This is a genomic window from Lysobacter soli (assembly GCF_009755585.1).
GTDB classification, from domain to species: domain Bacteria; phylum Pseudomonadota; class Gammaproteobacteria; order Xanthomonadales; family Xanthomonadaceae; genus Lysobacter_J; species Lysobacter_J soli.
In genome coordinates this window covers 1,272,882-1,298,119 of the sequence record NZ_CP046603.1, presented here as the reverse complement: position 1 = coordinate 1,298,119, position 25,238 = coordinate 1,272,882, and the positions used below count along the sequence as shown (strand labels likewise).

Here is a 25,238-nt window from a genome sequence, read left to right as displayed (position 1 = left end):
GCTCTTCTGACTCATGTCGCGCAGATCAAGATGGATTCCAGCTTCCGCTGGAATGACGATGCAAGTGCGCTGACCCGCTATCGGCCTGGGTCCCGGCTTTCGCCGGGATGACGGGATCGGGTTGGCTGACGGGTAAAGCCCCTCCCCCATCGGGAGAGGGGTTGGGGTGAGGGCAACGGAGCTGCGGCGTTGAACCATCGTTGCAGTGAAACGCTGCGCTGTTTCGTCTGCCCGGCGCGATCGCGCGTTGACGATGCAAGTGCGCTGATCCGCTATCGGCCTGGATCGCGGCTTTCGCCGGGATGACGGTTGAAAGGAGAAGCGCGTACGCAGACGTCAACGCACCACTTCCACCTTCCAGTCACGAACCGCGTCGACAACATCCAACGTCAACGTCTTCGCGGCGGCGTCGTACTTCCAGCCAGCCACTGCAGCACCGTCCACGCGCACCGAAGCAGGTCGCTGCGTCACGCCGAACATCGTCACGCGCACCGCCTTCCACCACGGCGCGAACCCGCTGTGCTCCACATGCGCGCTCAACGTCGTCGACGCCCCAGCAACCTCGCATGTATAGCCCACGCGAAGGAACTTCCCTTCGCGATACGCGAAGCTCTCGCCGTCATCCTGATAAAGCGAACCGCGACATTCGGACGAACCCGCATCCGGCAGATACACCTGTAGCTCCAGCGGGCCCTTCGGCGTTTCGCCCGTGTGCTGCACCAGCGCGTGCATCGGCACGATCGCGCCCGCGCGCGCATACAACGGCGTTCCCGACGGACGCGGATCGAGCTTCATCGGCGTTTTCGCAGCCACGTATCGCTCCGATGTACCGAACGCGTACCATCCACCCGGCGGCAGCGACACCGGATGCCCATCCAGCCGTTCGTCCACCACCGGCGCGACGAACAGATCGCCGCCGAAGAGGAAATCGCGGTCGTTGCCGTAGAAGGCTTCGGCATCGGGCCAACGCAGGAACACCGGTCGCATGATCGGCATGCCCGTGCGCGCGTTCTCTTCCGCCGCCGTGTAGAGGTAAGGCATCAGGCGATAGCGCAGTTCGATGGCCTCCCGGCGCAGCGCTTCGTGTTTCGGCCCGTCCACCCATGCTTCGTGCGGGCGCGTGTCGGTCGCGGCGTGGTTGCGGAACACGGGATTGAACGCGCCCAGCTGGAACCAGCGCGTCAGCAGGTCCGGCGGCGGCGAGCCGATGAAACCGCCGATGTCGTCGCCCGACATCGCCATGCCCGACAGCCCCAGGCTCAACAGGTTCGGCGTGCTCTGCGCGAGGTGGAACCAGCTCGCGGTGTTGTCGCCGGTCCACGTTGCCGCGTAACGCTGCGCGCCCGCGTATGCCGCGCGCGTGAGCACGAACGGGCGCTGCGTCGGCTGCAGCTTCAATAGGCCCTCGTAGGTCGCGCGCGCATTGAGCATGCCGTAGACGTTGTGGATCGCGCGGTGGTCGCGCGTGGTGCCATCGTCCATGCGGTGCACGGCATCGAGCGACATCGTGTTGCCGGGCACGTTGAAGACCGACGGCTCGTTCATGTCGTTCCAGTAACCGGCGGCGCCCATCGCGGCGAAATCGCGATAGAGCCCGCCCCACCAGTCGCGCACGCGCGTCAGCGTGAAATCCGGGAACACCGAATCGCCCGGCCACACTTCGCCGATGTAGAGCGAGCCGTCGGGATTGCGGATGAACGCGTCGCTCCGCATGCCCGAATCGAACGCCGCGTAGCCGTTGTCGGGATCGTGCTTGATGTGCAGGTCGGTGATGAGCACCGTGCGCAGTCCGTCCTTGCGCAGGTCGGCGATCATCTTCTCGAAGGTCGGGAATTGCGCGCGGTCGACGGTGAACGGCGCGTAGCCCTTCTGGTAGTCGATGTCGAGGTAGATCGCATCGCTGGGGATGCGATGGTCGCGCAGCTGCTTGGCGATCTCGCGCACCTTCGATTCGGGGTGATAGGTATAGCGCGACTGCTGGAATCCCAGCGTCCACAGCGGCGGCAGCGGCGTGCGGCCGGTCAGCGCGGTGTAGCGCTCGATGACCTGCGCGGGCTGCGGGCCGGCGATGAAGTAGTAATCCAGCGGCCCGTCTTCGGCACCGAAGGACAGCGTGCCGTCCGATTCCTTGCCGAAATCGAAGCTGCTGCGATGCACGTTGTCGAAGAACACGCCGTACGCGACGCCGCCGCGCAGGCCGATGAAGAACGGGATCGACTTGTACAGCGGATCGGTCGTGCCCTGCCATCCGTACGATTCGCTGTTCCACATCGCGAACGCGCGACCGCGTCGATCCAGCGGTCCGGCCTTGTCGCCGAGGCCGTAGTAGTGCTCGTCGGCCGGCATCGACTTCCACACACGCACGCGCGTGCCGTGCTCGCCGGGCAGCCACGCCATCGGCAGCGACGCGTCGTCGGCGAGCAGCGCGCGACCGGCGTCATCGACGAAATCCACGCGCAACGGCGAGCGATGGACGACGGCCACCATGCCGTTCGCACGCACGCGAACGGCGTCGCGGGTTTCATCGATCGTCACCTTCGCCGGTTCGGCGGCCTGCACCACGGCCCAGGAGGCGTCGCCGTCGGCCTTTCCATCCGGTGCGAGGCGGACTCGGAACACGCCGTCGGCATGGACGCTGACCTGCAGGCGCGCTGGACCGCTATGGACGACGACGCCGTCGGCGCGGCGTTCGATGCGGCCGGCATCGCCCAGGTGACGCCAACCGCCGGCATGGGCCTGTCCCGCCACCGCGAACACGAGCGCGACTGCCAGCGCCCAGGACATCGCCTTCATCCGTGTCTCCCCTCGAACCCGAGGTCGGATTCAAGCATGCGGGTCGCGGGACGGCCCGATGAAGACGTTTTCAATGGTCGCAGGGCGGTTTTCGCCCGGGCTCCATACTGGCAACACACCTCTCGGTACGGTCACCCGGCCTCGGCTAGACTGTCCCACTTTCCGGCCACCGGCCCGAGCATGAATCCGAACTACCTCGACTTCGAGCAGCCCATCGCCGACCTGGAAGCCAAGATCCAGGAACTGCGCCACGCCAGCAACGCCCCGGCGGTGGACGTGGACGCCGAAGTGCATGCGCTGCAGGACAAGCTGCGCATCCGCACTGCCCAGATCTTCCGCGACCTCTCGCCTTGGCAGGTCTCGCAGCTGGCCCGCCACCCGGCGCGCCCGTACACCAACGACTACATCCGCGTGATGTGCGACGAGTTCCAGGAACTCGCCGGCGATCGCGCGTTCGCCGACGACGCCGCCATCGTCGGCGGCCTCGGCCGCATCAACGGGCGCAGCGTGGTGATCATCGGCCACCAGAAGGGCCGCGACACCAAGAGCAAGATCAAGCGCAATTTCGGCATGCCGCGCCCGGAGGGCTACCGCAAGGCGCTGCGTCTGATGAAGCTGGCCGAACGTTTCCGCCTGCCGATCCTCACCTTCATCGACACCCCGGGCGCCTACCCGGGCGTGGGCGCGGAAGAGCGCGGCCAGTCCGAGGCCATCGCCCGCAACCTGCTGGAAATGAGCGAGCTGAAGGTCCCGGTGATCTGCACCGTGATCGGCGAAGGCGGCTCCGGCGGCGCGCTCGCCATCGGCGTCGGCGATCGCACGCTGATGCTGGAATACAGCACGTATTCGGTGATCTCGCCGGAAGGTTGCGCGTCGATCCTGTGGAAGGACGCCGCCAAGGCGAAGGACGCCGCCGAACAGCTGGGTCTCACCGCCAAGCGCCTGCTAGGCCTGGGCCTGGTCGACAAGATCGTGCGCGAGCCCATCGGCGGCGCGCACCGCAATCCGAAGCAGATGGCCACGCGCCTGAAGGCCGTGCTGATGAACGAACTCGACATGCTCGAGTCGCTGCCGGTCGAGGATCTGCTCGAGCGCCGCTACCAGCGCCTGCGCAGCTACGGGGCGTACGAGGCGGCGTAAGCCTGCTGATTGCCCTCGGTTTCGAGCTGATTGCCCTCGGTTTTGAGCCCCTCTCCCTGCGGGAGAGGGGTTGGGGTGAGGGTCGGGACGTGCGACGCGCTGGCGCTCGCAGTGCACTCGACCTGCTTCTGGATGCCGGAAGATCAAAATGGATTCCAGCGTTCGCTGGAATGACGGTTAGCGCGGTTTACCGTCGACGGAGTGCCCTCAAGCTACGGGCCTAGGTCCCGGCTTTCGCCGGGATGACGCTTTTCCAAGCTGCTTCGCGAGCGGAGGGCCAATCGCGCCAGCCCACTCACCACGCCCGCAAATACTGCTCCGGCCCGTGCAGTTCGCCGGACAGCTCCTTCGCCGCACGGCGCGGGAAATACGGATCGCGCAGCAGTTCGCGCGCGATGAGCACCACGTCCGCATCGCCCTCCTCGACGATGGTTTCGGCGTGATCGGATTTCGTGATCAACCCCACTGCGCCGGTCGCGATGCCCGCTTCCTTGCGGATGCGCGTCGCGAACGGCACCTGGTAGCCCGCATGCAGCGGGATCTTCGCGCCGGGCGCGAGGCCGCCGGTGGACACGTCGATCAGATCGATGCCGCGATCCTTCACGATGCGCGCCAGTTCGACGCTTTCCTCGATGTCCCAGCCGCCCTCGATCCAGTCCGTTGCCGACACGCGCAGCCATAGCGGCAGGCGCTCCGGCCACACCTTGCGCACGGCATCGACCACTTCCAGCAGCAGGCGGATGCGGTTGTCGAACGAACCGCCGTACTCGTCGGTGCGATGGTTCGATAGCGGCGACAGGAACTGGTGCAGCAGGTAGCCGTGCGCCGCGTGGATCTCGGCGATCTGGAATCCCGCCGCCTTCGCGCGCCACGCGGCGCAGGCGAAATCGTCGACGACGTTGCGCAGCTCGCCCGCATTTAGCGCGCGCGGGACCAGCGAGGTTTCGCTGAAGGCCACGGCGCTCGGCGCGACCGGCGTCCAACCGCCGTCGTCGGGCGTCACGGCGATGCCGCCGAGCCACGGCGGCGCCGTGCTCGCCTTACGGCCGGCATGTGCGAGCTGGATGCCCGGCACCGTGCCCTGCGCCGCGACGAAGCGCGTGATGCGCGACCACGCTTCGGCCTGGTGGTCGTTCCACAGTCCGGTGTCGGCGGGCGAAATGCGGCCTTCGGCCGACACCGCGCTGGCCTCGGCGATGATCGCGCCCGCGCCGCCCACCGCGCGGCTGCCCAGGTGCACCAGGTGCCAGTCGTTGGGCACGCCGTCGACCGCGGAGTACTGGCACATCGGCGCCACCACGAGGCGATTGCGCAAGGTGAGCGCGCGTTGTTCGAACGGGGTGAAAAGCCGGGACACGACGGACTCCTGCAAGGCGAAACGGGGGATGGAGGCATGGTGCGACGGCGTGGCGCGCGATGCAGCCCCATCGATGGGTTGCTGCATTCCACAACCATGGCACCATCGCGCGATGCCCGCCGCGCCCGCCAACGCCCTGCACGACCTTCCGGCGGCGCCACTGTGCGTGGGCTGCAGCGGCGGGCTCGATTCCACGGTGCTGCTGCACCTGCTGGCGAGCTCGCGCCCCGCGCATGGCCTGCGTGCGATCCATGTCCACCACGGGCTTCACCCCGACGCGGACCGCTGGAGCACGCATTGCGAAGCCGCCTGCGCCGCGCTCGGCGTTGAGCTGACGGTCATCCGCGTGAAGGTCGCCGCGACAGGTGCTGGCCCCGAGGCGGCTGCGCGCGACGCGCGCCATGCAGCGTTCGCCTCCGCACTCGCAAGCGATGAAGTGCTCGCACTCGCGCACCATCGCGACGACCAGGCGGAGACTTTCCTGCTACGCGCCCTGCGTGCGTCCGGCCCCGACGGCCTCGCGGCGATGCGTCGCTGGCGAACGGTCGGGCGCGGCCGGCTGTGGCGGCCGCTGCTCGATGTCGATCGCGATGCACTGCTCGCTTACGCGCACGCGCATGGGCTCGCCTGGATCGAGGACCCCAGCAATGCCGATACCGCCTTCGACCGCAATTTCCTGCGCACGCGCGTGATGCCGCTGCTGCGCGAACGCTGGCCGCACGCGCCCGATGCCTTGGCGCGGTCGGCCGCGTTGTGCGAACAGGCCGACGCGCTGCTCGACGACGAGGACGCGCAGGCGCTCGCGAACGTCGGCCTGAGCGATCCGCGTTGTCTATCGCGGATGGGCCTGCTGGCGCTCCCGGAATCGCGCCGCGCGCGCGTGCTGCGGCGCTGGATCGATGCGCTCGGTTTGCCTGCGCTGCCGGCGAACGGCATCGAGCGGATCGAACGCGAGATCCTCGACGCGCGCGATGACGCCGAACCGGTCTTCCAGTGGCACGGCGCCGTCGTCCGCGCGTGGCGCGACCTGCTTTTCGCCGACGTGGCGAGAGCGCCGCTGCCGGCCGGCTGGCATGCCGAATGGGACGGCCGCGCGCCGCTGGCGCTTCCCGACGGCGACGTGCTGGCCCTCGACGGCACCGACGGCTTCGACACACCGCTGCGCGTGCATGCGCGCAAGGGCGGCGAACGCCTCATGCGTGCGGGCCGCTCGCATTCGCATGCGCTCAAGCAGGTGCTGCAGGAGCTCGGCATCCCGCCGTGGGAGCGCGAGCGCCTGCCGCTGCTCAGCGACGGCGCCGGCGAGTTGCTCGCGGCAGGCGACCTCGTCCATTCGGCCGGCTTCGATGCCTGGCTCCGAGGGCGTGGTGCGCGGCTGGCCTGGCGTCGCGAAGGCGAGACGCACGCCGCAACCGCCCGCGACGGCAATTGACCCCCGCCGGGGCGGGTCGCAAACTTCCCGCATGCCCCGTACACCCGCCCAAGACGACGCGCCTTCCACTTCGCCGGTGAGCGATTTCGAGCAGTCCCTGGACGCGCTCGAGCAGCTGGTCGAGAAGATGGAACACGGCGAGATGAGCCTGGAAGACTCGCTGGCCGCGTACGAGCGCGGCGTCGGCCTGTACCGCCGCTGCCAGAGCGCGCTGGAAGAAGCCGAACTGCGCGTGCGCCTGCTCAGCGACCCGCAGAATCCCGCTTCCGGCGAGCCCTTCTCCGCGCAGGACGCCGGCTCGTCGAACCGCGGCGATGTCTGACCTTGCGCGCTGGCGCGAACGCGCCGACGCCGCGCTGCAACGTGCCCTGCCCGACCCGCATTCGCCGCCGCAGCGCCTGCACGCGGCGATGCGGCACGCCGTACTGCTGGGCGGCAAGCGCATGCGGCCGCTGCTGGTGTACGCGGCCGGTTCGGCCTTCGGCGCGTCGGTGGACACGCTGGACGCGCCGGCCGTCGCGGTCGAATTGATCCACGCGTACTCCCTCGTCCACGACGACCTGCCCGCGATGGACGACGACGCGCTGCGCCGCGGCCAGCCGACGGTGCATGTCGCCTTCGACGAAGCCACGGCGGTGCTCGCGGGCGATGCGCTGCAGTCGCTCGCTTTCGAAGTGCTGGCCGATGCCGACGTCGAGGCGACGACGCGCGTGGCCCTGCTGCGCACGCTCGCACGCGCGTCCGGCGCCGCCGGCATGTGCGGCGGGCAGGCGCTGGACCTTGCGGCGACCGGCAATGGCAGCTCGCTGTCGGTGCATGCGCTGGAAGAACTGCATTCGCTCAAGACCGGCGCGCTGATCCGCGCCGCGGTACGCATGGGCGCGCTGTGCGGCGGCGCCTCGGCCGAAGAACTCGCCGCGCTGGATCGTTATGCCGCCGCGCTCGGCCTCGCGTTCCAGGTACGCGACGATATCCTCGACATCGAAGGCGACAGCGCGACGCTGGGCAAGACCGCCGGCAAGGACGTGGCGCAGGACAAGGCGACGTTCCCTGCGCTGATCGGACTGGATGCATCGCGCGCACGCCTGGACGAGTTGCGCCGCGCGATGGATGACGCGCTGTCGCCGCTCGGCGAGCGTGCGAATGCGCTGGCGGCGCTGGGGCGGATGGCGATCGAGCGGGATCGCTGAGCGGTTCGCTGTGTTGCTTGCTTGCCGCGCTTTGTCGTGTGAGAACAGTAAGATCAACAGCTTCCGCTCGTGAACGAGCGGGTTACTTTTGTTTTGGCAAAAGTAACCAAAACCATCCGCTCCTGACGCGAGCCGCCGCTACGCGGCGGTACCCTGCGCTCCTCGCCGGAAAAGGGACGTCGCCCGAACTCGCTACGCTGCGCTTCTCTCAGACAGCGGGCGACTCTTCGCCCTTTTCCGACTCCGGTGCTCGGCTCGCTTTAAGTCGCTGGAAGGGCAAAAGCACAAGCAAAGGCAAAGGCAAAGGCAAAGGCAAGCAAAACCGAAAAGCCATCGGCTCTTGCTGTTGCTGTCGAACAGCCTGTTCGTCGCTGGCCCCGGAGGGCGCCGCACAGGATGTGCGGCGGTGAGCGCTGAGCCATGGATGGCGAATCGCGAACGCGCTCTTTTGCTTTCCGGTCGTGGGACTGGGTTGGACTTGTACGCACTTTCTTTGGGTTACTTTTCTTTGTGCGAGCAAAGAAAAGTGACCCGAGCGCCGCAGGCGATCGGAAGCTTGGCTAGTGATTCTTCTTTGCTTTGCCGGGCTACGGGTAAAGCATGGAACGTCCCTGGATTTCCGCCTTCGCGGGAATGACGAGCAAGAGCAATCGCAACGGCAACGGCAGCGGCAGCGGCAGCGGCAGCGGCAGCGGCAAGATCAAAGTGGATTCCAGCTTTCGCTGGAATGACGGTAGTGTGGTTCACCCCTCGTCGGATTGTCCGAAAGTTACGGGCCTGGGTCCCGGCTTTCGCCGGGACGACGATCAACTTCATGTGCGATGCGCTCCAACGAAGCGCAAACAAAAACGCCCACTTCGTCGAAGCGGGCGTTTCGCGTTTCGCGTTGAGGTTCCGAATTACGAAACGACGAGCGTCGTTACTTCACCAGCCGCAGCGTGAAGGGATAACGGTACGTCACTCCATCGTTGGCCTTGATCGCCGCGATGATCGCGAATACCAGCCACGCGATGCCGATGACGAACCACGCCGGGATCGCGATCAGCAGGCCGATGCCCAGCGTCACGAACACCAGCACCGCCAGCGCAAAGAACACGATCGCCACGGTGATGTTGAAGTTGAGCGCTTCCTTGGCCTGGTCGTCGACGAACGGCATCGTGTCCTTCTTCACCAGCCAGATGATCAGCGGGCCCAAGAACGTGCCCCAGCCGCCGACGCCGGAGGTCAGCACCGCGCCGGCGATCGCCGACAGGTGCGCGAACATCGCCCACTGACGCTGGTCGGACGACACGCCACTGGGATGCTCGGCCGACGGCGGCGGCGGTGGCGTGGAGGTCTGGCCGGGGTCTATCGGGTTCTCGCTCATCGCTTGCTCCGGATTTCCTTGAAGGGGACCTGAACCACTTTCCGTCGCGACGCCGGGCAGGTCAAGCAAAGCCGCCTGGCAGCGCGCGCTTACTCGCTGGCGTCGGACTCGCCCGCCACCGTCATGCGGCCGATCAGGATCGAGCCCGTGCGCACGTGCGAACGCGGATCCACGTCGGTGCCGACGGCTTCGATGGCCGCGAACATCGACTTCAGGTTGCCGGCGACGGTGATGCCGTCGACCGGGTATTGGATCTGGCCGTTCTCGACCCAGTAGCCGCCCGCGCCGCGCGAATAATCGCCGGTGACGTTGTTCACGCCCTGCCCCATGAGTTCGGTAACGAGCAGGCCGCGGCCCATGCCGCGCAGCAGCGATTCCTGGTCGCCCGCATTCGCGGCGACCTGCAGGTTGTGGACGCCGCCGGCGTTGGCGGTGGTCTGCAGGCCGAGCTTGCGCGCGGAATAGCTGCCGAGGATGTAGCGCTGCAGCACGCCGGCGGTCACCAGCGGCGCCTCGCGCGTGGCCACGCCTTCCGCATCGAACGACGCGGAGCGGAAACCGCGCGGCAGGAACGGGAGTTCCTCGATGCCGAACCACTCGGGGAACAGCTGCTGGCCGGCGCTGTCGACGAGGAAGCTCGCGCGGCGGTACAGCGCGCCGCCGGACACCGCGCCGAGCAGGTGACCGATCAGCGAACGCGCCATCTCCGCCGAATACAGCACCGGATACTCGCCGGTCGGCACCTGGCGCGGCGCCAGGCGCGACGCCGCGCGTTCGGCGGCCTTGCGGCCGATGGACGCGGCCGGTTCCAGGTCGTCCGCCGACAGGCCGATGCTGTACCAGCCATCGCGCTGCATCCCGTCGCCGCGGCCGGCGATCAGCGCGCAGCCGATGCTGTGCTGCGTGCTGCGCTCGCGCCCGACGAAGCCGTGCGAGTTCGCGTACACGCTGATGCTCTCGCCGGTGCCGACGGAGGCGCCGTCGGAATTCTCGATGCGGCGATCCGAATCGCGACCGGCCTGCTCGCAGGCGAGCGCGAGGTCCAGCGCGCGATCGGCGTCGATGATCCACGGATGCCAGGAATCGAACTCGCGCAGGTCCGTCGCCATCAGCGACGCGTCGGCGAGGCCGGCGGCCGCGTCATCCTCGGTGTGCCGCGCGATCGCGCAGGCCTGCTCGACGGTCGCGTCGAGGCTTTCCTCGCGCAGGTCGGCGGTGCTGGCGCTGCCCTTGCGCTGGCCGAAGTAGACGGTGACGGAGATGCCGCGGTCGCGCGTGGACTCGACGGTCTCGACCTCGCCCATGCGGACGTTGACGTTGAGGCCGGATTCCTCCGAGCACGACACCTCCGCCTGCGTGGCGCCGCGCGCGCGGGCGCTGTCCAGCAGGCGCTGGGACAGGCCGGCGAGCGCGTCCAGGCGCGCATGGCTGTCGCCGAGCGAGGCGGCGTAGGCGGGCAAATTCTGGGAAACGATCTGGCTCAAGTGGTGATCCTTGTCGAAGGCGATCCGGCGCGGAACGGGGCGGCTGAACGCGGATTTCGCGCGATGTGTGCTTTATCCGTGGTCATCCGCGAAAATCCGCGTCCGACAGTTCTTTTTGCAGCAGGTGCGCCATGCGCGGTAGAGACGAGGAAACCGGGGAATTCTTCAGCCCCAGTCGCAGCCAGAACCGGCGCGAGGCGCTGGAGGTGCTGGCGCTGGGCGAAAAGCTGGTCGCCCTGACCGAGGCCCAGCTGGCCAAGCTCCCGGTGCCGGACTCGCTGCTGCCGCACATCCGCGAGGCCAAGCGCATCACCGCGCACATCGCGCACAAGCGCCAGCTGGCGTTCCTGGCCAAGCAGATGCGCCGCGAGGACGACGAGGTGCTGGAGGCGATCCGCGACGCGCTCGACGAGGACGGCGAGGCCGCACGGCGCGAAGTGGCGGCGATGCACCGCGTGGAAGCCTGGCGCGAGCGCCTGCTCGCCGACGGCGACGCCGCGCTGGCGCAGCTGCTCGACGAGTACCCGACGGCCGACCGCCAGCACCTGCGCGCGCTCGTGCGGAGCGCGCTGGACGAACGCCGGAAGAACAAGCCGCCGCGCGCGTTCCGCGAGTTGTATCGCGCGTTGCGCGAGCTGATCGTCGGCGGTGCGACGGGCGCTGACGACGTCGAGGATGCGGGCGAGTCGATCGAGGACGACGAGCGCTGAAATCCTGAAGCCCGGGTGCGCTGCGCCTGCCCGGGCCGCGACGATGTCCGGTTGTCGCGCCAGCCTCACGCCTGCGTACCGCCCACCGTCAGCTGGTCGATCAGTAGCGACGGCTGGCCCACGCCCACGGGCACGCTCTGGCCGTCCTTGCCGCACACGCCCACGCCTTCGTCGAGCGCGAGGTCGTGGCCGATCATCTTCACGCGCTGCATGGTTTCCGGACCGTTGCCGATCAGCGTGGCGCCCTTCACCGGCGCGGTGATCTTTCCGTCTTCGATCAGGTACGCCTCGGTGGCCGAGAACACGTACTTGCCGTTGGTGATGTCCACCTGCCCGCCGCCGAAATTCACCGCGTACAGGCCCTTCTTCACCGAGCGGATCATGTCTTCCGGGTCGTCCTTGCCGGCGAGCATGTAGGTGTTGGTCATGCGCGGCATCGGCAGGTGCGCGAAGGACTCGCGACGGCCGTTGCCCGTGGGCGCCATGCCCATCAGGCGCGCGTTGAGCGTGTCCTGCATGTAGCCCACGAGCACGCCGTCCTCGATGAGCGTCGTGCAGTTGGTGGAGGTGCCTTCGTCGTCGACGTTGAGCGAGCCGCGACGTCCCGGCAGCGTGCCGTCGTCGACGATGGTCACGCCCGGCGAGGCGACGCGCTGGCCGAGGCGGCCGGCGTACGTCGACGTGCCCTTGCGGTTGAAATCGCCTTCCAGGCCGTGGCCGACCGCTTCATGCAGCAGCACGCCGGTCCAGCCGTTGCCGAGCACCACCGGCATCACGCCGGCCGGCGCGTCGACCGCTTCCAGGTTCACCAGCGCCACGCGCAGCGCTTCGCGCGCAAGTGTCTCGGGCTTGTCGCCATCGAGCAGTTCGGAATAGCTGTAACGACCGCCGCCGCCGGCGTAGCCGCTTTCGCGTCGGCCGTTGTGTTCGACGATGACCTGCACGTTCAGGCGCACCAGCGGGCGGACGTCGGCGGCGAGCAGGCCGTCGCTGCGCGCGACGAGGATCGTGTCGACGCCGCCCGACAGCGACACCATCACCTGCCGAACGCGCGGATCGGCCGCGCGCAGCATGCGGTCGATGCGACGCAGCGCTTCGACCTTGGCTTCGTTCGCGTAGCCGTCGATCGGATCTTCCGGCACGTACAGTTCGCGCCCGCCGCCGCGCACCAGCGCGTGCGGCGCCTGCACCGAACCGTCGCGTGCGATGGCGCGCGCCGACTTCGCCGCGGTAAGCAGCGCCTGGGTGTTGATTTCGTCGGAGTAGGAAAAGCCCGTCTTCTCACCGCTGATCGCGCGCACGCCAACGCCCTGCTCGATCGAATGCGCACCGTCCTTGACGATGCCGTCCTCGACGGTCCAGCTCTCGCGACGGGCGTGCTGGAAATACAGGTCGCCGAAATCCACGCCCGGCCCGAGCAGCGTACCGAAGGTGCGTTCGAGGCCGCCCGCATCGAGCCCGGCGGGCAGCAGCAGGCGGTTTTCGGCGATCTGGATGGGAAGGGTCATGCGGGATCTCTGGAAGCGGAACGGTGGCGGCCGCGGGCGCACGGGTGCGCGTTTTCAGCCGGGGAAAGCCCCGGGCGGCGGCGGCGGGAGGTCAGGAAGGAGATGGTGGCACAACGAGCCAACGCAACGGGTTCACGGACGAGGCCGGGCGCCGGGATGCGGGAATTCAGGGTTGCGGGGGTCCCGGCGTTCGCCGGGATGACGGGGTCGAGGTCGAGGTGGAGGGAATGCCGGCGTCGCCTACACGGACGCTGCCGCGTCGGATTCCCCGGCCCGAGCGCACGGCGTTAGGGCGTTCGGCGGCGCGCGAACCAGTGGTTCGCGAGCAGCGTCGCCTCACCCCTCAGGCGGTGCTTCCGCGGCTTTCGCCTGCCCCGACTGCCCGCTGACTACCTCCACCTTCGGTTCCTTCCACGGGCCGGTGACGCGGTACGTGCGCGAGGCCATCTCGCCGAGGGGCTTCTGCAGGACCGCGTTGGCGGCCGCTCCGATCGCCGCGCCCACCGGACCGGCCGCGATCGCCCCGGCCACGGTCAGGAGATTGGCGGCCTTCGGGCGCACTTCGATGGTCTGGTCGAAGGTCTGCGCGCGCAGGTTCGCCTCGCCGCGGATCCCGATCGAGGCCGCCGGGCCGTCGATCGACAGGTTGTCGCTGCGCGCCATGCCGCCGGTGAAGTTCACCTTGCCGCCGGCGCGGTTGAAGGCGAAGCCCTTGTTGAAGAAGTCGCGGAAATCCAGCATCAGGCGGCGCGGAAGCTGCGCGAGGCTCAGCAGACCGAGCACGCGGCCGGCGCCGGGTTCGACTTCCAGCAGGCGGCCGTCGCGGATGTCGGCTTCCAGGCTGCCGTCGAGCGTGGCGACGTTGAACGCCGCCGGGCTTCCCGCCCAGCCGGCCGCAAAGTGCATCGTGCCGACGCCACCGCCGAGCTGCTGGCCCATGCCGAAGCCTGCGAGCAGGCTGCCCAGGTCCTGGCTGTCGATCTTCACGTCCAGCTGCGTGCGTGCGGTCGCGCCCCGGCCGTCCCAGTCGCCGCTGGCGTCGATGCGCTGCTTGTCGGTGCGCGTCTGCACCTGCTCGATGCGCATGCCGGTCGCGGTCGGCTGCGTGCGCAGCTTCGCATCGCCCAGGCGTGCGTCGGACACACGCAGGTCGGCGATGTCGATCGTCAGCGGCGGGATCTTCGCGGGGTTGAAATCGTCGTCGACGGCCGGCGCCGACGGTGGCGGCGTCGGCAAACCGGCCGGCGGCGCCGGGCGCTTCGGCGCGCGCCAGTACATGCGGTCGAAACGGCCGGCGATCGTCGCGCCGTCGCCGGCGGGAATCAGCACCGCACCCTCCAGCGCGGCGCCTTCGGCCTGCACGGCGGTCGCGCCGTTCGCGGCAGGAACGACGACCAGGTGCGTTTCCGGAAACACGCCGCCCAACAGGTTCAATTTCTGCGCGGTGACGTCGATGCGTTGCAGCGCGAGGCCATCGCCACCGCTGCCGCCTTCCAGCAGCGCGATCCAGTCGATCGCGTCGAGTTCGGCGGCACGTCCCGTCGCGACGAGACCGCGCGCGGGCGGCACGTCGTCGACGCGGTTGGTGCCCAGCGCCAGACGCACGCCGGTCTGGCTCTTGCCGGCCGCATCGGTGACGCTGCGCGCGCGCACCGCGATGACGTTGCCGAGGTTCACGCGGATGTCGCCGCTGCCCATCGGCAAGGGCGTTTCCACCGACGTGGCGAGCGATTCGTTCGCGGCCTTCTTCAATGGCTCCGGAAGCGTGAGCGCGGTGCCGACGAGGTTGGTCTGCAATTGCAGCAGCGTCGGCGCGGTCTTGCCGGGCGCGGCCTTGGGAATCGCAATGCCGACGGTCCATGCCGAACGCCCATCGACGTGCGGTTTCAGCCAGGCCAGTTCCGGCGCGCGATCGAGCATTTCCCTCGCCGACATCTGCGCGTCCAGGCCCGCTTCGAACACGTTGGTCTTGTCGCGCACGAAGTCGTTGCCGGCGCGCAGCGAGAGCGCGCCGGGCTGGCCTTCGTGCAGCACCTTCAGACCGTCGGCGCGGAAGCCGCCTCGCGCGTATTCGGCCTTGCCGCTGACCTGCTCGAAGGCGAGCTTCCAGCGCGGATCGGCGAGCTTCGCCTTGTCCAGCTGCACCGTGCCCTTGATCGCCGTCTGCTGGTTCGGGCGCAGCGGCATGTCCATGTCGAAGCCGACGCGGGCCGGGCCGCTGGCGACGATGTTCTTCAGCGTGTCGGCGTTGTCCTTCTGCAGCGGACTGTGCCGCAGCAGGTTCACCAATGCCGCGGCGTCGGCATTGCCCTGCGCCTGCACGGTGAGGTCGCCGTCCTTGTAGTGGTCGATGGCGGCGCGAATCTGGGGGATCGCGACATCCCCGATGCGGCCGTGTCCCTGCACCGTGAAACCGTCGGCGATGAACGAGACGTCCGCGTCGAGGCCCTCCACGGCCGGCCAGTCGGGCTGGAACTTCACGATGGCGCCTTCGAGTTTCGCCGTCGCTTCGAACAGGCCGTTGCGATCGCGGAACGGCCAGTCGTCCAGGTCGCCCGAGACGACCGCGTGCCCGTCGTGCAGGCGACCGCCGACAAGCGCCGAATCGAGCCACGAGACGACCTTGGGCGCCATCAGGTGGCGGATCCAGAAGCCCTTCGCGACCGGCACCTGCGCTTCGTCGATGTCGGCGGCCAGATCGATGCGCGGACGCGAACCATCGCCCTGCCACCACATGCCACCGCGTGCGCGCACGCCGAAGCCCTGCCCCTTCACGTGGAGATCCGGCGTGCCGATGCGCCAGCCCGCGCCTTCGCGCCAGCCGCCGATCGAGCCCTGCAGCGAGACGGTGTGCACGACGCCGAAACCGCGCGGCCAATCGAAACGGATCGGCGATGCGTGATCGAACTGCAAGGAGAAGCCGTCGGCATCGCCAAGGAAGTCGCCGGCCAGTCCGCTCAGGCCCGGCGCATTGCCGACGGCGTCGAAACCGAACGCACCGATGCGCGCCTGCGCACGCAGCGCGCCGCCGCGCACGCCGGTCACTTCGACGTCCTGCAGCGACGCGCGCGGGCGCGTGTTGTGCAGCCACGTGCGCAGCCCGGGATCGAGACGATCGCTGAGCGAGGCGGCGGCGAGCAGCGGGCCGGCGTCGATGCGATTGGCGAGCAGCGCATAGCGCGCGCCGCCGGCGACGACCAGGCCATCCAGTGTCTGCGCATCGTTGCCGGTCTGGATGCGCAGCGTTTTCGCGTCGGCGCGCCAGCCGCCATCGATGACGCGCCAGCGCGCCAGCGCCGCGACCCGCGCGAACTGGACACGCGGGATCGCGCCGCCGGCGAGCGGCGCACCGCGCAGGCCGACGCGATCGAGTGCGACGTCGGCCGTCACCTGCGTGATGCGGTGGTCGCGCAGTTCGGCCCACGCTTCGGCGCGACCTTCACCGGATTCGCTGCCGACGCCGGCGACCTGCAGCAGCGGCGCCCAGGCGGACAGGTCGGCACGACGCGCGCCGATGTACGCGCGGCCGTCGCCTTTCACGCGATCGAAGTCGAGCACCGTGTCCAGCGGCGAGGACGCCGCACCGGCGACGTTCACGCTCGGCCACGCACGGACGCCCGCACGCACGCGCGGGCCGTCCACGCGCAGGCGCAGGTTGATGCGCGGCACGTGCGCGTCGATGCCGAGGTTCGGCGCGATGACCGTGATCTTGCCGTCGATGACCTGCAGTTCGCCGAGGCCTTCGAGCGCGGCGAATGGATCGTTCTGCTGCGGCTGCTCCTGGCCCGGCAGGCCGCGCACCTGCCAGCGGCCGTCGGCGGCGCGTTCGAGCGTCAGGTCGAGCCCGCGCAGGCGCAATTCGGAAAACGCGTGACCCGGCAGCAGGCCGGCGTAGACCGACACCAGCATCTCCGTGTCGCCCACCGTGAACGCCTGCTTGCCCGCGCCGATGCGCAGGTTGTCCAGTCGCAACAGCGGGCCGCGGCGCGTCCAGGCGGTTTCCACGCGATCGAACGTCACCGGTCGGCCCGCCCGCTCGCTCAGCCATGCTGCGACGCGCTGCGGATTGCTTTCGGCCAGCGGCAGCACCTGGCTCGCCACGGCCAGCACCAGCGCGATCAGCACCAGCGAGAGCGCGACGAGATAGCCCAGTCCGCGACGGGCGATGCGCATTCGGCGGCGCAACGGGGTGGGCATGGCGGTCAGCTACGGTCCAGGCGGGATGAACGGAAACGGGAAAACGGTTCAGCCGCGCGATCCGGCAGGGCGGACGCGCGGGCACGGGCAGGCACACGGCGGACGCCATTGTCCAACCCGTTCCGCCAACACAGCGTTACCGACCTCTCCCCTGCCCCTGCCCCGCCGTGGAACTCACAGCAGGACGACATCGAACTGCTCCTGCGCGTACTGGTCGTCCGCCTGGAAGCGGATCGACTTGCCCAGGAATTCCTCCAGTTCCGCCACCGCCGCCGATTCCTCGTCGGTGATGCGGGCCACGACCTTCGACGAGGCGATCACCATCAGCCGCGGCGCGTCGAACTGGCGCACCTGGCGGACGATGTCGCGGAAGATCTCGTAGGTCACCGTTTCGGGTGTCTTCAGCGTGCCGCGGCCGCCGCATTCGTGGCACGGCTCGCACAGCTGGCGCTCGAGGCTTTCGGTGGTGCGCTTGCGCGTCATCTCGACCAGGCCCAGCGGCGAGAACTCGTACACCGTGGTCTTGGCGTGGTCGCGCGCGAGCGACTTCTCCAGCTGACGCAACACCTGCCGCTTGTGCTCGGCGTCGGTCATGTCGATGAAGTCGATGATGATGATGCCGCCGAGGTTGCGAAGGCGCAGCTGGCGCGCGACGGACTGCGCGGCTTCGAGGTTCGTGCGGTACACCGTCTCCTCGAGGTTGCGCTGGCCGAGGAACGAACCGGTGTTGATGTCCACCGTCGTCATCGCCTCGGTCTGGTCGATCACCAGGTAACCGCCGGATTTCAGCGGTACTTCCTTGTCCAATGCACGCTGGATTTCGTCTTCGACTCCGTACAGGTCGAAGATCGGACGCGCACCGGTGTAGTGCTCGATCTTCTCGTCGAGCCCGGGCATGTACTGCGCGGCGAACACACGCAGGCGCTCGCAGGTCTCGCGCGAATCCACGCGCACCTTTTCCACGTCCTTGCGCATCAGGTCGCGCACGGCGCGCAGCGGCAGGTTCAGGTCCTCGTACACGCGCTCGCCGACGCGGGCGCTGCGGGCACGCTCCTCGATCAGGCCCCACACGCGGCCAAGGTAGGCCACGTCCTCGGCGAGCTGCTCTTCCGGCTGGCCTTCGGCGTTGGTGCGCACGATGTAGCCGTGGCCGTCGCCCGATGGCGACAGCGAGGTGATATGCGTCTTCAGGCGCGCGCGTTCGCCTTCGTCCTCGATGCGCGCCGACACGCCGACCACGCGCGTGCGCGGCAACAACACGAGATAGCGCGAGGGAATGCTCAGCTGCGTGGTGAGTCGCGCGCCCTTGCTGCCGATGGGATCCTTCACGACCTGCACGACGATTTCCTGCCCTTCGCGCAGCAGTTCGGCGATGGGCCGCGTCGGTGTGGGCGGGAGCGGCGCGTCCTCGCCGGCGCTGTCGCCTTCGGCGACCGGCGTGGGCTTGACGATGTCGGCCGCGTGCAGGAACGCCGCGCGCTCCAGCCCGATGTCGACGAACGCCGCCTGCATGCCGGGCATCACGCGCTGCACGCGGCCCTTGTAGATGTTGCCCACCACGCCGCGACGCCAGCCGCGTTCGATGTGCAGCTCCTGCAGCATGCCGTTCTCGACGACGGCGACGCGCGTTTCGCGCGGGGTAACGTTTACGAGGATCTCTTCGCTCATGCGGCAGCTCCCCGGTCGTTGTTCCATGGCACGAAGGAAGACGGACAAACGCGGATCGATTCGGCCATGTCGGTGGAAATGCGGGTGTGGTTCAAGGGTTCCGGACGGCGTTGGCGCGGCATCGCAACGTCGTCCGTCATCGGCCGGCATCCACGGTTTCCGGTTCGGGAACGCCGTCGTCGAGCAGGCCGAACTCGCGCAGCAACGTGGCGGTTTCATACAGCGGCAACCCCATCACGCCGGAGTAGCTGCCCGAGAGCCGCACGGTGAAGGCCTCGGCCAGCCCCTGGATCGCGTACGCACCGGCGCGGCCGTGCGGCTCGCCGCTGGCGACGTAGGCGTCGATCTGCGCGGGCGTCAGTTCGGCGAAGGTGACGTCCGACTTCGACACGGCATGCAACTCCCGCCCCGCCGAAACGAGGTACACGGCCGAGATGACCTGGTGCGTGCGGCCGGACAATCGACGCAGCATCGACGCGGCATCGGCATCATCGGCGGGCTTTCCGAAGACCTCGCCGTCCAGGACGACTTCGGTATCGGACCCCAGCACGATGGCCGACGGGTTGCCGACCACGTGCAGCAGGCCGGCGCCGGCTTTCTCGCGCGCGACGCGGCGCACGTAGTCCTCGGCGGGTTCGCCGGGCTGCGGGTGTTCGGGGATGTCGATGTCGAGAAGGCCGAATTCCGAACCCGGCCGGCCCGACAGGAGCCGGCCCAGCAATTCGCGACGACGTGGTGATTTGGAGGCGAGATACAGCATGTCGGGAAGCATAACCCGCGCTGACTGGGCCACAGAGTCGCGGCATCATCCTCAACCCTGACCGGGCTCACGGATCGTTCACCGGATCACCAAGAACCTGAGGGTCGTCGCAGACGGCCCTTCCCACCCAAGGAGTTGTCATGCCCCAGAAGTCCCCGCGTTTCGCGCTGCGCCCGCTCGTCCTTGCCGCCGCCCTCGCCTTCGGAACCCTGCCTGCCGTGAGCCCCGCCCAGACCACGCCCTATGTCGCCACCGAAGGCACGCTGCTCAACGTGTCGGCGCAGGCCGAGGCGCGCCGCGCGCCGGACATCGCCACGCTGTCCACCGGCGTGGTGACGCAGGCGGCCGATGCCAACGCCGCCATGCGCGCCAATGCCGAGCAGATGGCGAAGGTCGTCGCGGCCATCAAGGCCGCCGGCATCGCCGAGCGCGACGTGCAGACCAGCGGCGTGAACCTCAACCCGCAGTACCAGTACGGCGAGAACCAGCCGCCGAAGGTCACCGGCTACCAGGCGATCAACAACGTCAACATCACCGTGCGCGACATCGCCAAGCTCGGGAAGATCATGGATGCGCTGGTCGCTACCGGTGCAAACCAGATCAACGGCCCGACCTTCGACCTGGACGATGCGAAGAAGGAAGCGGCTTACGACGAAGCGCGTCGTGCCGCGGTCGAGAAGGCACAGGCCCGCGCCGAGATGTACGCCAAGACGCTGGGCAAGAAGGTGCGCCGCATCGTCAGCATCAGCGAAGGCGGCAGCTTCGCCCCGCCTCGCCCGATGCCGATGATGGCGATGAAGGCCATGGATCGCGCCGAATCCACGCCGATCTCACCGGGCGAAAACGTCCTGTCGGTCAATCTGGATGTCGTGTTCGAACTCGGAAACTGACATGCCCCAGTCCGGAAAATCCGCTCCGCCCGCCGCCGACCCCAAGCCCGGCCGCAATCCCGGCTACGCCGAGACAGAGCCGCGCGATCACGGCGATGCGCATTACCCCAAGCGACGCGACAAGCCCAACCCCGACGAGGGCGGGCTGGACCGCGAGGCGGAAACCGGACCGGAACCGGACGAACCGAAGCGCTGATCGGCAGCATCTGTACCCGACGGGCCCGCATTGCGGGCCCGTTTCTTTTGCGCGACGGGGAGCGTCGCGCTGGATGCGCATTCGCGTTGCAATTTTTTTCTTGGCGAATGAACCCCACCGGACGCATCCGCACGTTCGAGTCATGGCACACCCCGGGAGGTTCGGCCATGGCACACGCGATCCACTTTCCTGCAAAGGCGCACGAGTCCCTCGACGGCGGCCGCATCGCCGCCAGCACCGGCACGTTGCTGATCAACGGCGCCCTGCTGCTTGCACTGCTGGTCCCGATCTCGCAACGCGTGCTCGACGCGCCCAGGCCCGAGGACGACGCGATCACCATCGTCCAGCTGCCGAAACTCATGCCGGTTCCTCCGCCGGTGGTGGTCGAGCCCGTGGAGATCACGCGCAAGCCGCCGACACCGACCCATCCGACGCCGCAAACGCAGTCGGTCGTCGCGCAGATCGAGCAGCCGGTGGTCGATGCGCAGCCGGGCGACATCGCGATCGACGCGGCGGATATCGCGGTCGACGAAGGCACCACGACGGTCGAACCCGCCACGTCGTCCTCCATCGCGCAACTTCAAGCGCTGCGCGCACCGCCGCCGGCCTACCCCGCCGAAGCGATGCGCGCCGGCCTGAGCGGCACGGTCGAACTCGAAATCCTCGTCGGCATCGACGGCCGCGCACTCGACGTACGCATCGTGCGCAGCAGCGGCCATCGCGTGCTAGACCAGGCGGCGCGCCGCACGGTGCTGTCGAAGTGGACCTTCGTCCCGGCGATGCGCGACGGACGCGCGGTGGAGGCGCTGGGACGGCTTCCGATCGAGTTCAAGCTGTAGGAAACGGCGCGGCGTAGTGTCGGAAAACTCTTAGCGATTTTTCGCATTTCGCGTCGCGACATTGACTTCCAGACTGCGCGGCCGGTCGCCGGACACGACGACCACCGCGCACGTCTGACCACTTCCGGTGCGGACGTGCCCCTCCGCTACGACTCCACCAGGAAGTGTCAATGAAGTTCCATTCACCGAAGCAGCGCCCGCTCGTGCTCGCGCTGTATATCGCCATCACCGTCACCGCACCGGTCAGTTCCCAGGCTACCTCGCTGATTGCCATCGGCGAAGACCTGCAGGCCAGCAATCAGTCCTTCGACACCGGCGTGCAAACCGGTGCCGACGGCATCGCGATGCTTGCGACGGCCAGTGAGCTCGCACCCGGTACCGTCACGAGCGGAAGCATCACCGGCAGTGGCGTGAACGCCCGTTCCGCGGGCGCCCAGACGATGACGGCGCTCGCGTACACCGGCGGCACGATCGACCTGAGCAACTCGAAGGTGCGCGCCAGCGGAAACGGCAGCATCGCCGTCGCCGCCGCGGATGGCGGCCTGGTCCGTCTTTCCGGCGGCAGCGTCACGAGCACCGGCGCCGCATTCGCCGCGGGATTGATGGCGGACGCGGGGACGATCGAGGCCAGCGACGTTGCCATCCTGGCGAGCGGGACTGGCACGAACGACGCGCCGATCGCGGGTGCGATCGTCCAGAACGGCGGCCGTCTCGACCTCGATGGGGGCTCGCTGAGCACGCTGGGCAATTACGCGCACGGCGTGTGGGCGCAGGATGCGGACACGCTCGTGCAGATCTCCGGCACCGAGATTTCCACGGCCGGTGCCACCGCCTTGGGCGTTCTCGCGGTGAATAACGCGAAAGTCGCGATCCGCGACGCCACCATCGAAACGGAAGGATTCAGCGCGAACGCGATCGGCATCGGCAGCGGGGCCACGGTCGAAGCCGAAAACACCACGATCCGCACCTCCGGCGAATCCGGCCTGGGTGTATTCGCCACCGGAACCGGCAGCACTGCCGTCGTCGGCAACTCCACCATCACGACAAGCGGCGCTCGCGCGAACGGCATCGTGGCCGACGATGCGGCGCGTGTTTCCGTCGACGGCTCCGACGTGACCACGTCCGGCTATCTCGCTGACGCTGTCGTCGCCGCGAACAAGGCGACGATTGCGGCCCAGGGCGCGACCATCGCGACATCCGGCGAAGATGCCTATGGCGTTTTGACGTACGGCGCCGGATCCGCACGCCTGGTTGATTCTGCCGTGAGCACGCAGGGCAAGTCGTCGTTCGGCGTGTCGGCGCTCGATCCGGAAAGCAGGATCGAAGTGACCGGCGGCAGCGTCGCCACGACGGGCGAACGTGCCAACGCACTCGACGCGTACCTGGGTGGCAACGTGACGGCGCAGGATGTGCGCGTCGCGACAACGGGCGCAGGCGCGATCGGCGTCTCGGCGTTCGGCGCAGGCAGCCGGGTCGATGTCGCCGGCGGCACGGTGACCACCGACGGCGTGTCGGCGGCCGCCGTATCCGCCTCCACTGCAGGGCGCGTCACGATTCGCGACAGCAGTGTCGCCACGCACGGCGAGAACTCGGACGGCCTGTCGGCATGGCGGCCAGGCAGCGTCGTCGAAGGCGACAACGTCCAGGTCGTGGTCTCGGGAAATGGCGACGCCGCGGGCGCGGCTGCACTGTCGGGCGGTACCGTTCGCGTGCGCGACTCGCGAATCGAAAACCAAGGCACCTCGCCATACAACCACGCCGCGGTCGCGGCTACGGTCGACGCTAACTATCCTGGCGCGGTTTTCGAGGCAACGGACTCCACCCTCGTCAGCGCGCACGGAGCGGGTGTCGCACTCAGCGGCGGAGCGTCTGCAACCCTGACGAACACCACGGTCGAAGCGGGCCGGAACGCGATCGGCTTCGAAGCCGCGCCGTCGCCGCTGGATGCCGAGGCGACCGTCGTGGTGACGGGCGGTGCGTTGCATTCCGCCGATGCCACGGTCGGCGCGGTCTCCGGCAACGGAACCGTGACGCTTGCCAGCGGCGTACAGATCGCCAGCGACAACGGGGTACTGGCGCGGGTCAATCCGAACTCCGCACTGTCGCTGAATCTCGACGACGTGCAGACGGGAGGCGATCTCGCCGCACTGCCTGGGGGCATTCTCGACTTCAATCTGCGTAATGGATCGATCCTTACCGGAACGGCCTTCAACGCCAACAATGCGACCCTCGACGCCACGAGCCTCTGGACGCTGACCGGCAATTCGGTCGTCGCCTCGATGCACAACGGCGGAACCATCGCATTCACCGCGCCGGCCGGCGGCGCGTTCAAGCAGCTAGTTGTCAATGGCAACTACGCCGGCGAGGCCGGCCGCCTCACGTTGAACACCGCGCTTGGCGGCGATTTTTCGGCTACGGACAAGCTCGTCGTCCACGGCGATACCGGTGGCTCGACCGACGTCACCGTCAACAACGCCGGCGGCACCGGTGCGCAGACCGCCAACGGCATCCAGGTCGTCCAGGTCGACGGCGCGTCGAACGGCACCTTCACGCTTGCCGGTCGCGCGAGCGCCGGCGCGTACGAATACCTGCTCTACAAGGGTGGGGTCGCTACACCGGCCGACGGGGACTGGTACCTGCGTTCCGCGCTGCAAACCGACCCTACGCCGACAGCGCCCGATCCGGCGGAAACCGGCGGCCCCGCCCCTGTCGCTCCGGTCGTTCCGGCTGCTCCGCTTTACCGCCCCGAGCCCGCCGCATACCTGGCCAACCAGGCCGCGTCGGTCGGCATGTTCGAGCATTCGATGCACGATCGCATGGGCGAAGCGAACCTCGGCAAGCGCGGCGATGACGACCGCACCTCGGCCGCGTGGGTCCGTGTTGTGCGCAATCAGCTGGACGGCACGACGGGCGAAGGCCAGCTGGACGCCGGCACCGATGTGTCGGTGCTGCAGATCGGCGGCGAGATCGCCCGCTGGAACGACGACAGCCGCTTCCACCTCGGCGTCATGGGCGGTACCGGTCGCGCGGATACCGACGTGACCTCGTCGCTGCTCGACTGGCGCAGCAAAGGCAAGGTGATCGGCTACAACCTGGGCGTCTACGGCACCTGGTTCGCCGACGCTACCGCGGCTAGCGGCCTCTACCTGGACGGCTGGCTGCAATACGGCCGATACGACAACAAGGTGCAGGGCGATTACCTGGCCGAAGAGCGCTATAACGCGTCGACCTGGGCGGCGTCGATGGAAGCGGGCTATGCCTTCGCGCTCAACGACGGCGGCAACACGCGCTTCTTCATCGAACCGCAGGCGCAGGCGATCTTCACCGATTACTCGGCATCGCAGCACCGCGAAAGCAACGGCACGCGGGTCGACGACGTGGAAGCCGGCGGCCTGACCACGCGTGTTGGCGTGCGCTTCTACGGCCATGCGGCAAACACGCAGCAGAACGTCGTGCAGCCGTTCGTCACGCTGAACTGGTGGCACGACAACGACCGCAATGCGATGTCGTTCAATGACACCACGCTCGAACTGCAATGGCCGCGCGATCGCTACGAAACCAAGCTGGGCCTGCAGGCGCAGCTGGGCGGCGGCTGGATGGGCTGGGGCAACCTGGGCCTGGTGTATGGCGCACGCGATTATCGGGACGTGACCGGTCAGCTCGGCCTGAACTACCGCTGGTAATCGTCCACTGCCGAAGCGGCATCGA

At 68.4% G+C, this 25,238-nt stretch carries 18 protein-coding genes; 9 read left to right on the top strand and 9 right to left on the bottom strand.

The window, feature by feature from the left end; genetic code table 11:
- Positions 1 to 336: 336 nt before the first annotated feature.
- Positions 337 to 2,793, bottom strand: a complete 2,457-nt coding sequence (locus GOY17_RS06005) for a glycoside hydrolase family 31 protein (RefSeq protein ID WP_157029690.1) — start codon at positions 2,791 to 2,793, stop codon at positions 337 to 339.
- A gap of 180 nt (positions 2,794 to 2,973) precedes the next feature.
- Here GOY17_RS06005 and GOY17_RS06000 point away from each other — a divergent pair, with 180 nt between their 5' ends.
- Entirely contained in the window at positions 2,974 to 3,933 is a 960-nt protein-coding gene (locus GOY17_RS06000; protein WP_157029689.1) for an acetyl-CoA carboxylase carboxyltransferase subunit alpha, read from the top strand.
- Between the two features lie 295 nt (positions 3,934 to 4,228).
- On the opposite strand, the gene GOY17_RS05995 is transcribed toward GOY17_RS06000, so the two are convergent.
- The gene (locus tag GOY17_RS05995) at positions 4,229 to 5,290 is read right to left on the bottom strand and encodes an NADH:flavin oxidoreductase/NADH oxidase (RefSeq protein WP_232338540.1); all 1,062 of its coding nucleotides are present in this window, start codon (positions 5,288 to 5,290) and stop codon (positions 4,229 to 4,231) included.
- Positions 5,291 to 5,402: 112 nt separating this feature from the next.
- On the opposite strand from GOY17_RS05995, the gene tilS reads away from it, so the two are divergent.
- From tilS to ispA, 3 genes are read left to right on the top strand one after another with little or no spacing between them, the layout of a single operon-like run.
- The gene (gene tilS / locus GOY17_RS05990) at positions 5,403 to 6,722 is read left to right on the top strand and encodes a tRNA lysidine(34) synthetase TilS (protein WP_157029687.1); all 1,320 of its coding nucleotides are present in this window, start codon (positions 5,403 to 5,405) and stop codon (positions 6,720 to 6,722) included.
- A 31-nt stretch (positions 6,723 to 6,753) separates the two neighbouring features.
- Positions 6,754 to 7,044: an exodeoxyribonuclease VII small subunit gene (locus GOY17_RS05985; protein WP_157029686.1), complete on the top strand. Its 291-nt coding sequence runs from the start codon at positions 6,754 to 6,756 to the stop codon at positions 7,042 to 7,044.
- A complete protein-coding gene (gene ispA / locus GOY17_RS05980; RefSeq protein WP_157029685.1) occupies positions 7,037 to 7,912 on the top strand; it encodes a (2E,6E)-farnesyl diphosphate synthase in 876 nt (291 codons plus the stop codon). The genes GOY17_RS05985 and ispA overlap by 8 nt, the downstream gene beginning before the upstream one ends.
- A 498-nt stretch (positions 7,913 to 8,410) precedes the next feature.
- Here ispA and GOY17_RS05975 read toward each other — a convergent pair whose 3' ends face one another.
- From GOY17_RS05975 to pmbA, 3 genes are all read right to left on the bottom strand, one after another.
- Positions 8,411 to 8,728 (bottom strand): hypothetical protein, encoded by a 318-nt coding sequence (locus GOY17_RS05975; RefSeq protein ID WP_157029684.1) that lies wholly within the window; start codon positions 8,726 to 8,728, stop codon positions 8,411 to 8,413.
- 103 nt (positions 8,729 to 8,831) lie between these two features.
- The gene (locus GOY17_RS05970) at positions 8,832 to 9,278 is read right to left on the bottom strand and encodes a DUF4870 domain-containing protein (RefSeq protein ID WP_232338539.1); all 447 of its coding nucleotides are present in this window, start codon (positions 9,276 to 9,278) and stop codon (positions 8,832 to 8,834) included.
- An 89-nt stretch (positions 9,279 to 9,367) separates the two neighbouring features.
- Positions 9,368 to 10,738, bottom strand: coding sequence for a metalloprotease PmbA (gene pmbA, locus GOY17_RS05965; protein ID WP_157031614.1), 1,371 nt, complete (start codon positions 10,736 to 10,738; stop codon positions 9,368 to 9,370).
- 155 nt (positions 10,739 to 10,893) lie between these two features.
- On the opposite strand from pmbA, the gene yjgA reads away from it, so the two are divergent.
- A complete protein-coding gene (gene yjgA / locus GOY17_RS05960) occupies positions 10,894 to 11,472 on the top strand; it encodes a ribosome biogenesis factor YjgA (protein ID WP_157029683.1) in 579 nt (192 codons plus the stop codon).
- Between the two features lie 65 nt (positions 11,473 to 11,537).
- On the opposite strand, the gene tldD is transcribed toward yjgA, so the two are convergent.
- The 4 genes from tldD to GOY17_RS05940 form a co-directional block, all read right to left on the bottom strand.
- Entirely contained in the window at positions 11,538 to 12,980 is a 1,443-nt protein-coding gene (gene tldD, locus GOY17_RS05955) for a metalloprotease TldD (RefSeq protein WP_115840853.1), read from the bottom strand.
- Positions 12,981 to 13,316: 336 nt separating this feature from the next.
- A complete protein-coding gene (locus GOY17_RS05950) occupies positions 13,317 to 17,177 on the bottom strand; it encodes a YhdP family protein (protein WP_157029682.1) in 3,861 nt (1,286 codons plus the stop codon).
- A gap of 174 nt (positions 17,178 to 17,351) precedes the next feature.
- Complete coding sequence (rng, locus tag GOY17_RS05945) at positions 17,352 to 18,845, bottom strand: ribonuclease G (RefSeq protein WP_115840855.1); 1,494 nt, start codon at positions 18,843 to 18,845, stop codon at positions 17,352 to 17,354.
- Between the two features lie 136 nt (positions 18,846 to 18,981).
- Entirely contained in the window at positions 18,982 to 19,605 is a 624-nt protein-coding gene (locus tag GOY17_RS05940; protein WP_157029681.1) for a Maf family protein, read from the bottom strand.
- Positions 19,606 to 19,745: 140 nt separating this feature from the next.
- On the opposite strand from GOY17_RS05940, the gene GOY17_RS05935 reads away from it, so the two are divergent.
- The 4 genes from GOY17_RS05935 (at position 19,746) to GOY17_RS05920 (ending at position 25,213) form a co-directional block, all read left to right on the top strand.
- Positions 19,746 to 20,495 (top strand): SIMPL domain-containing protein, encoded by a 750-nt coding sequence (locus GOY17_RS05935; protein WP_115840857.1) that lies wholly within the window; start codon positions 19,746 to 19,748, stop codon positions 20,493 to 20,495.
- A 1-nt stretch (position 20,496) separates the two neighbouring features.
- On the top strand, positions 20,497 to 20,691 hold the full coding sequence (locus tag GOY17_RS05930) for a hypothetical protein (protein WP_157029680.1): 195 nt from the start codon (positions 20,497 to 20,499) through the stop codon (positions 20,689 to 20,691).
- 167 nt (positions 20,692 to 20,858) lie between these two features.
- Positions 20,859 to 21,530: an energy transducer TonB gene (locus GOY17_RS05925; protein WP_198173823.1), complete on the top strand. Its 672-nt coding sequence runs from the start codon at positions 20,859 to 20,861 to the stop codon at positions 21,528 to 21,530.
- Between the two features lie 170 nt (positions 21,531 to 21,700).
- Positions 21,701 to 25,213 carry an autotransporter outer membrane beta-barrel domain-containing protein gene (locus GOY17_RS05920; RefSeq protein WP_157029678.1) on the top strand — a complete coding sequence of 1,171 codons (3,513 nt, stop codon included), beginning with the start codon at positions 21,701 to 21,703 and terminating at the stop codon, positions 25,211 to 25,213.
- Positions 25,214 to 25,238 lie beyond the last annotated feature (25 nt).

Bases quoted from the DNA above. Each gene is read 5' to 3' on its own strand.
- GOY17_RS06005 (WP_157029690.1), bottom strand. From the start codon at position 2,793: ATGAAGGCGATGTCCTGGGCGCTGGCAGTCGCGCTCGTGTTCGCGGTG.
- GOY17_RS06000 (WP_157029689.1), top strand. From the start codon at position 2,974: ATGAATCCGAACTACCTCGACTTCGAGCAGCCCATCGCCGACCTGGAA.
- tilS (WP_157029687.1), top strand. From the start codon at position 5,403: ATGCCCGCCGCGCCCGCCAACGCCCTGCACGACCTTCCGGCGGCGCCA.
- GOY17_RS05985 (WP_157029686.1), top strand. From the start codon at position 6,754: ATGCCCCGTACACCCGCCCAAGACGACGCGCCTTCCACTTCGCCGGTG.
- ispA (WP_157029685.1), top strand. From the start codon at position 7,037: ATGTCTGACCTTGCGCGCTGGCGCGAACGCGCCGACGCCGCGCTGCAA.
- GOY17_RS05975 (WP_157029684.1), bottom strand. From the start codon at position 8,728: ATGAAGTTGATCGTCGTCCCGGCGAAAGCCGGGACCCAGGCCCGTAAC.
- GOY17_RS05970 (WP_232338539.1), bottom strand. From the start codon at position 9,278: ATGAGCGAGAACCCGATAGACCCCGGCCAGACCTCCACGCCACCGCCG.
- yjgA (WP_157029683.1), top strand. From the start codon at position 10,894: ATGCGCGGTAGAGACGAGGAAACCGGGGAATTCTTCAGCCCCAGTCGC.
- tldD (WP_115840853.1), bottom strand. From the start codon at position 12,980: ATGACCCTTCCCATCCAGATCGCCGAAAACCGCCTGCTGCTGCCCGCC.
- GOY17_RS05950 (WP_157029682.1), bottom strand. From the start codon at position 17,177: ATGCCCACCCCGTTGCGCCGCCGAATGCGCATCGCCCGTCGCGGACTG.
- rng (WP_115840855.1), bottom strand. From the start codon at position 18,845: ATGAGCGAAGAGATCCTCGTAAACGTTACCCCGCGCGAAACGCGCGTC.
- GOY17_RS05940 (WP_157029681.1), bottom strand. From the start codon at position 19,605: ATGCTGTATCTCGCCTCCAAATCACCACGTCGTCGCGAATTGCTGGGC.
- GOY17_RS05935 (WP_115840857.1), top strand. From the start codon at position 19,746: ATGCCCCAGAAGTCCCCGCGTTTCGCGCTGCGCCCGCTCGTCCTTGCC.
- GOY17_RS05930 (WP_157029680.1), top strand. From the start codon at position 20,497: ATGCCCCAGTCCGGAAAATCCGCTCCGCCCGCCGCCGACCCCAAGCCC.
- GOY17_RS05925 (WP_198173823.1), top strand. From the start codon at position 20,859: ATGGCACACGCGATCCACTTTCCTGCAAAGGCGCACGAGTCCCTCGAC.
- GOY17_RS05920 (WP_157029678.1), top strand. From the start codon at position 21,701: ATGAAGTTCCATTCACCGAAGCAGCGCCCGCTCGTGCTCGCGCTGTAT.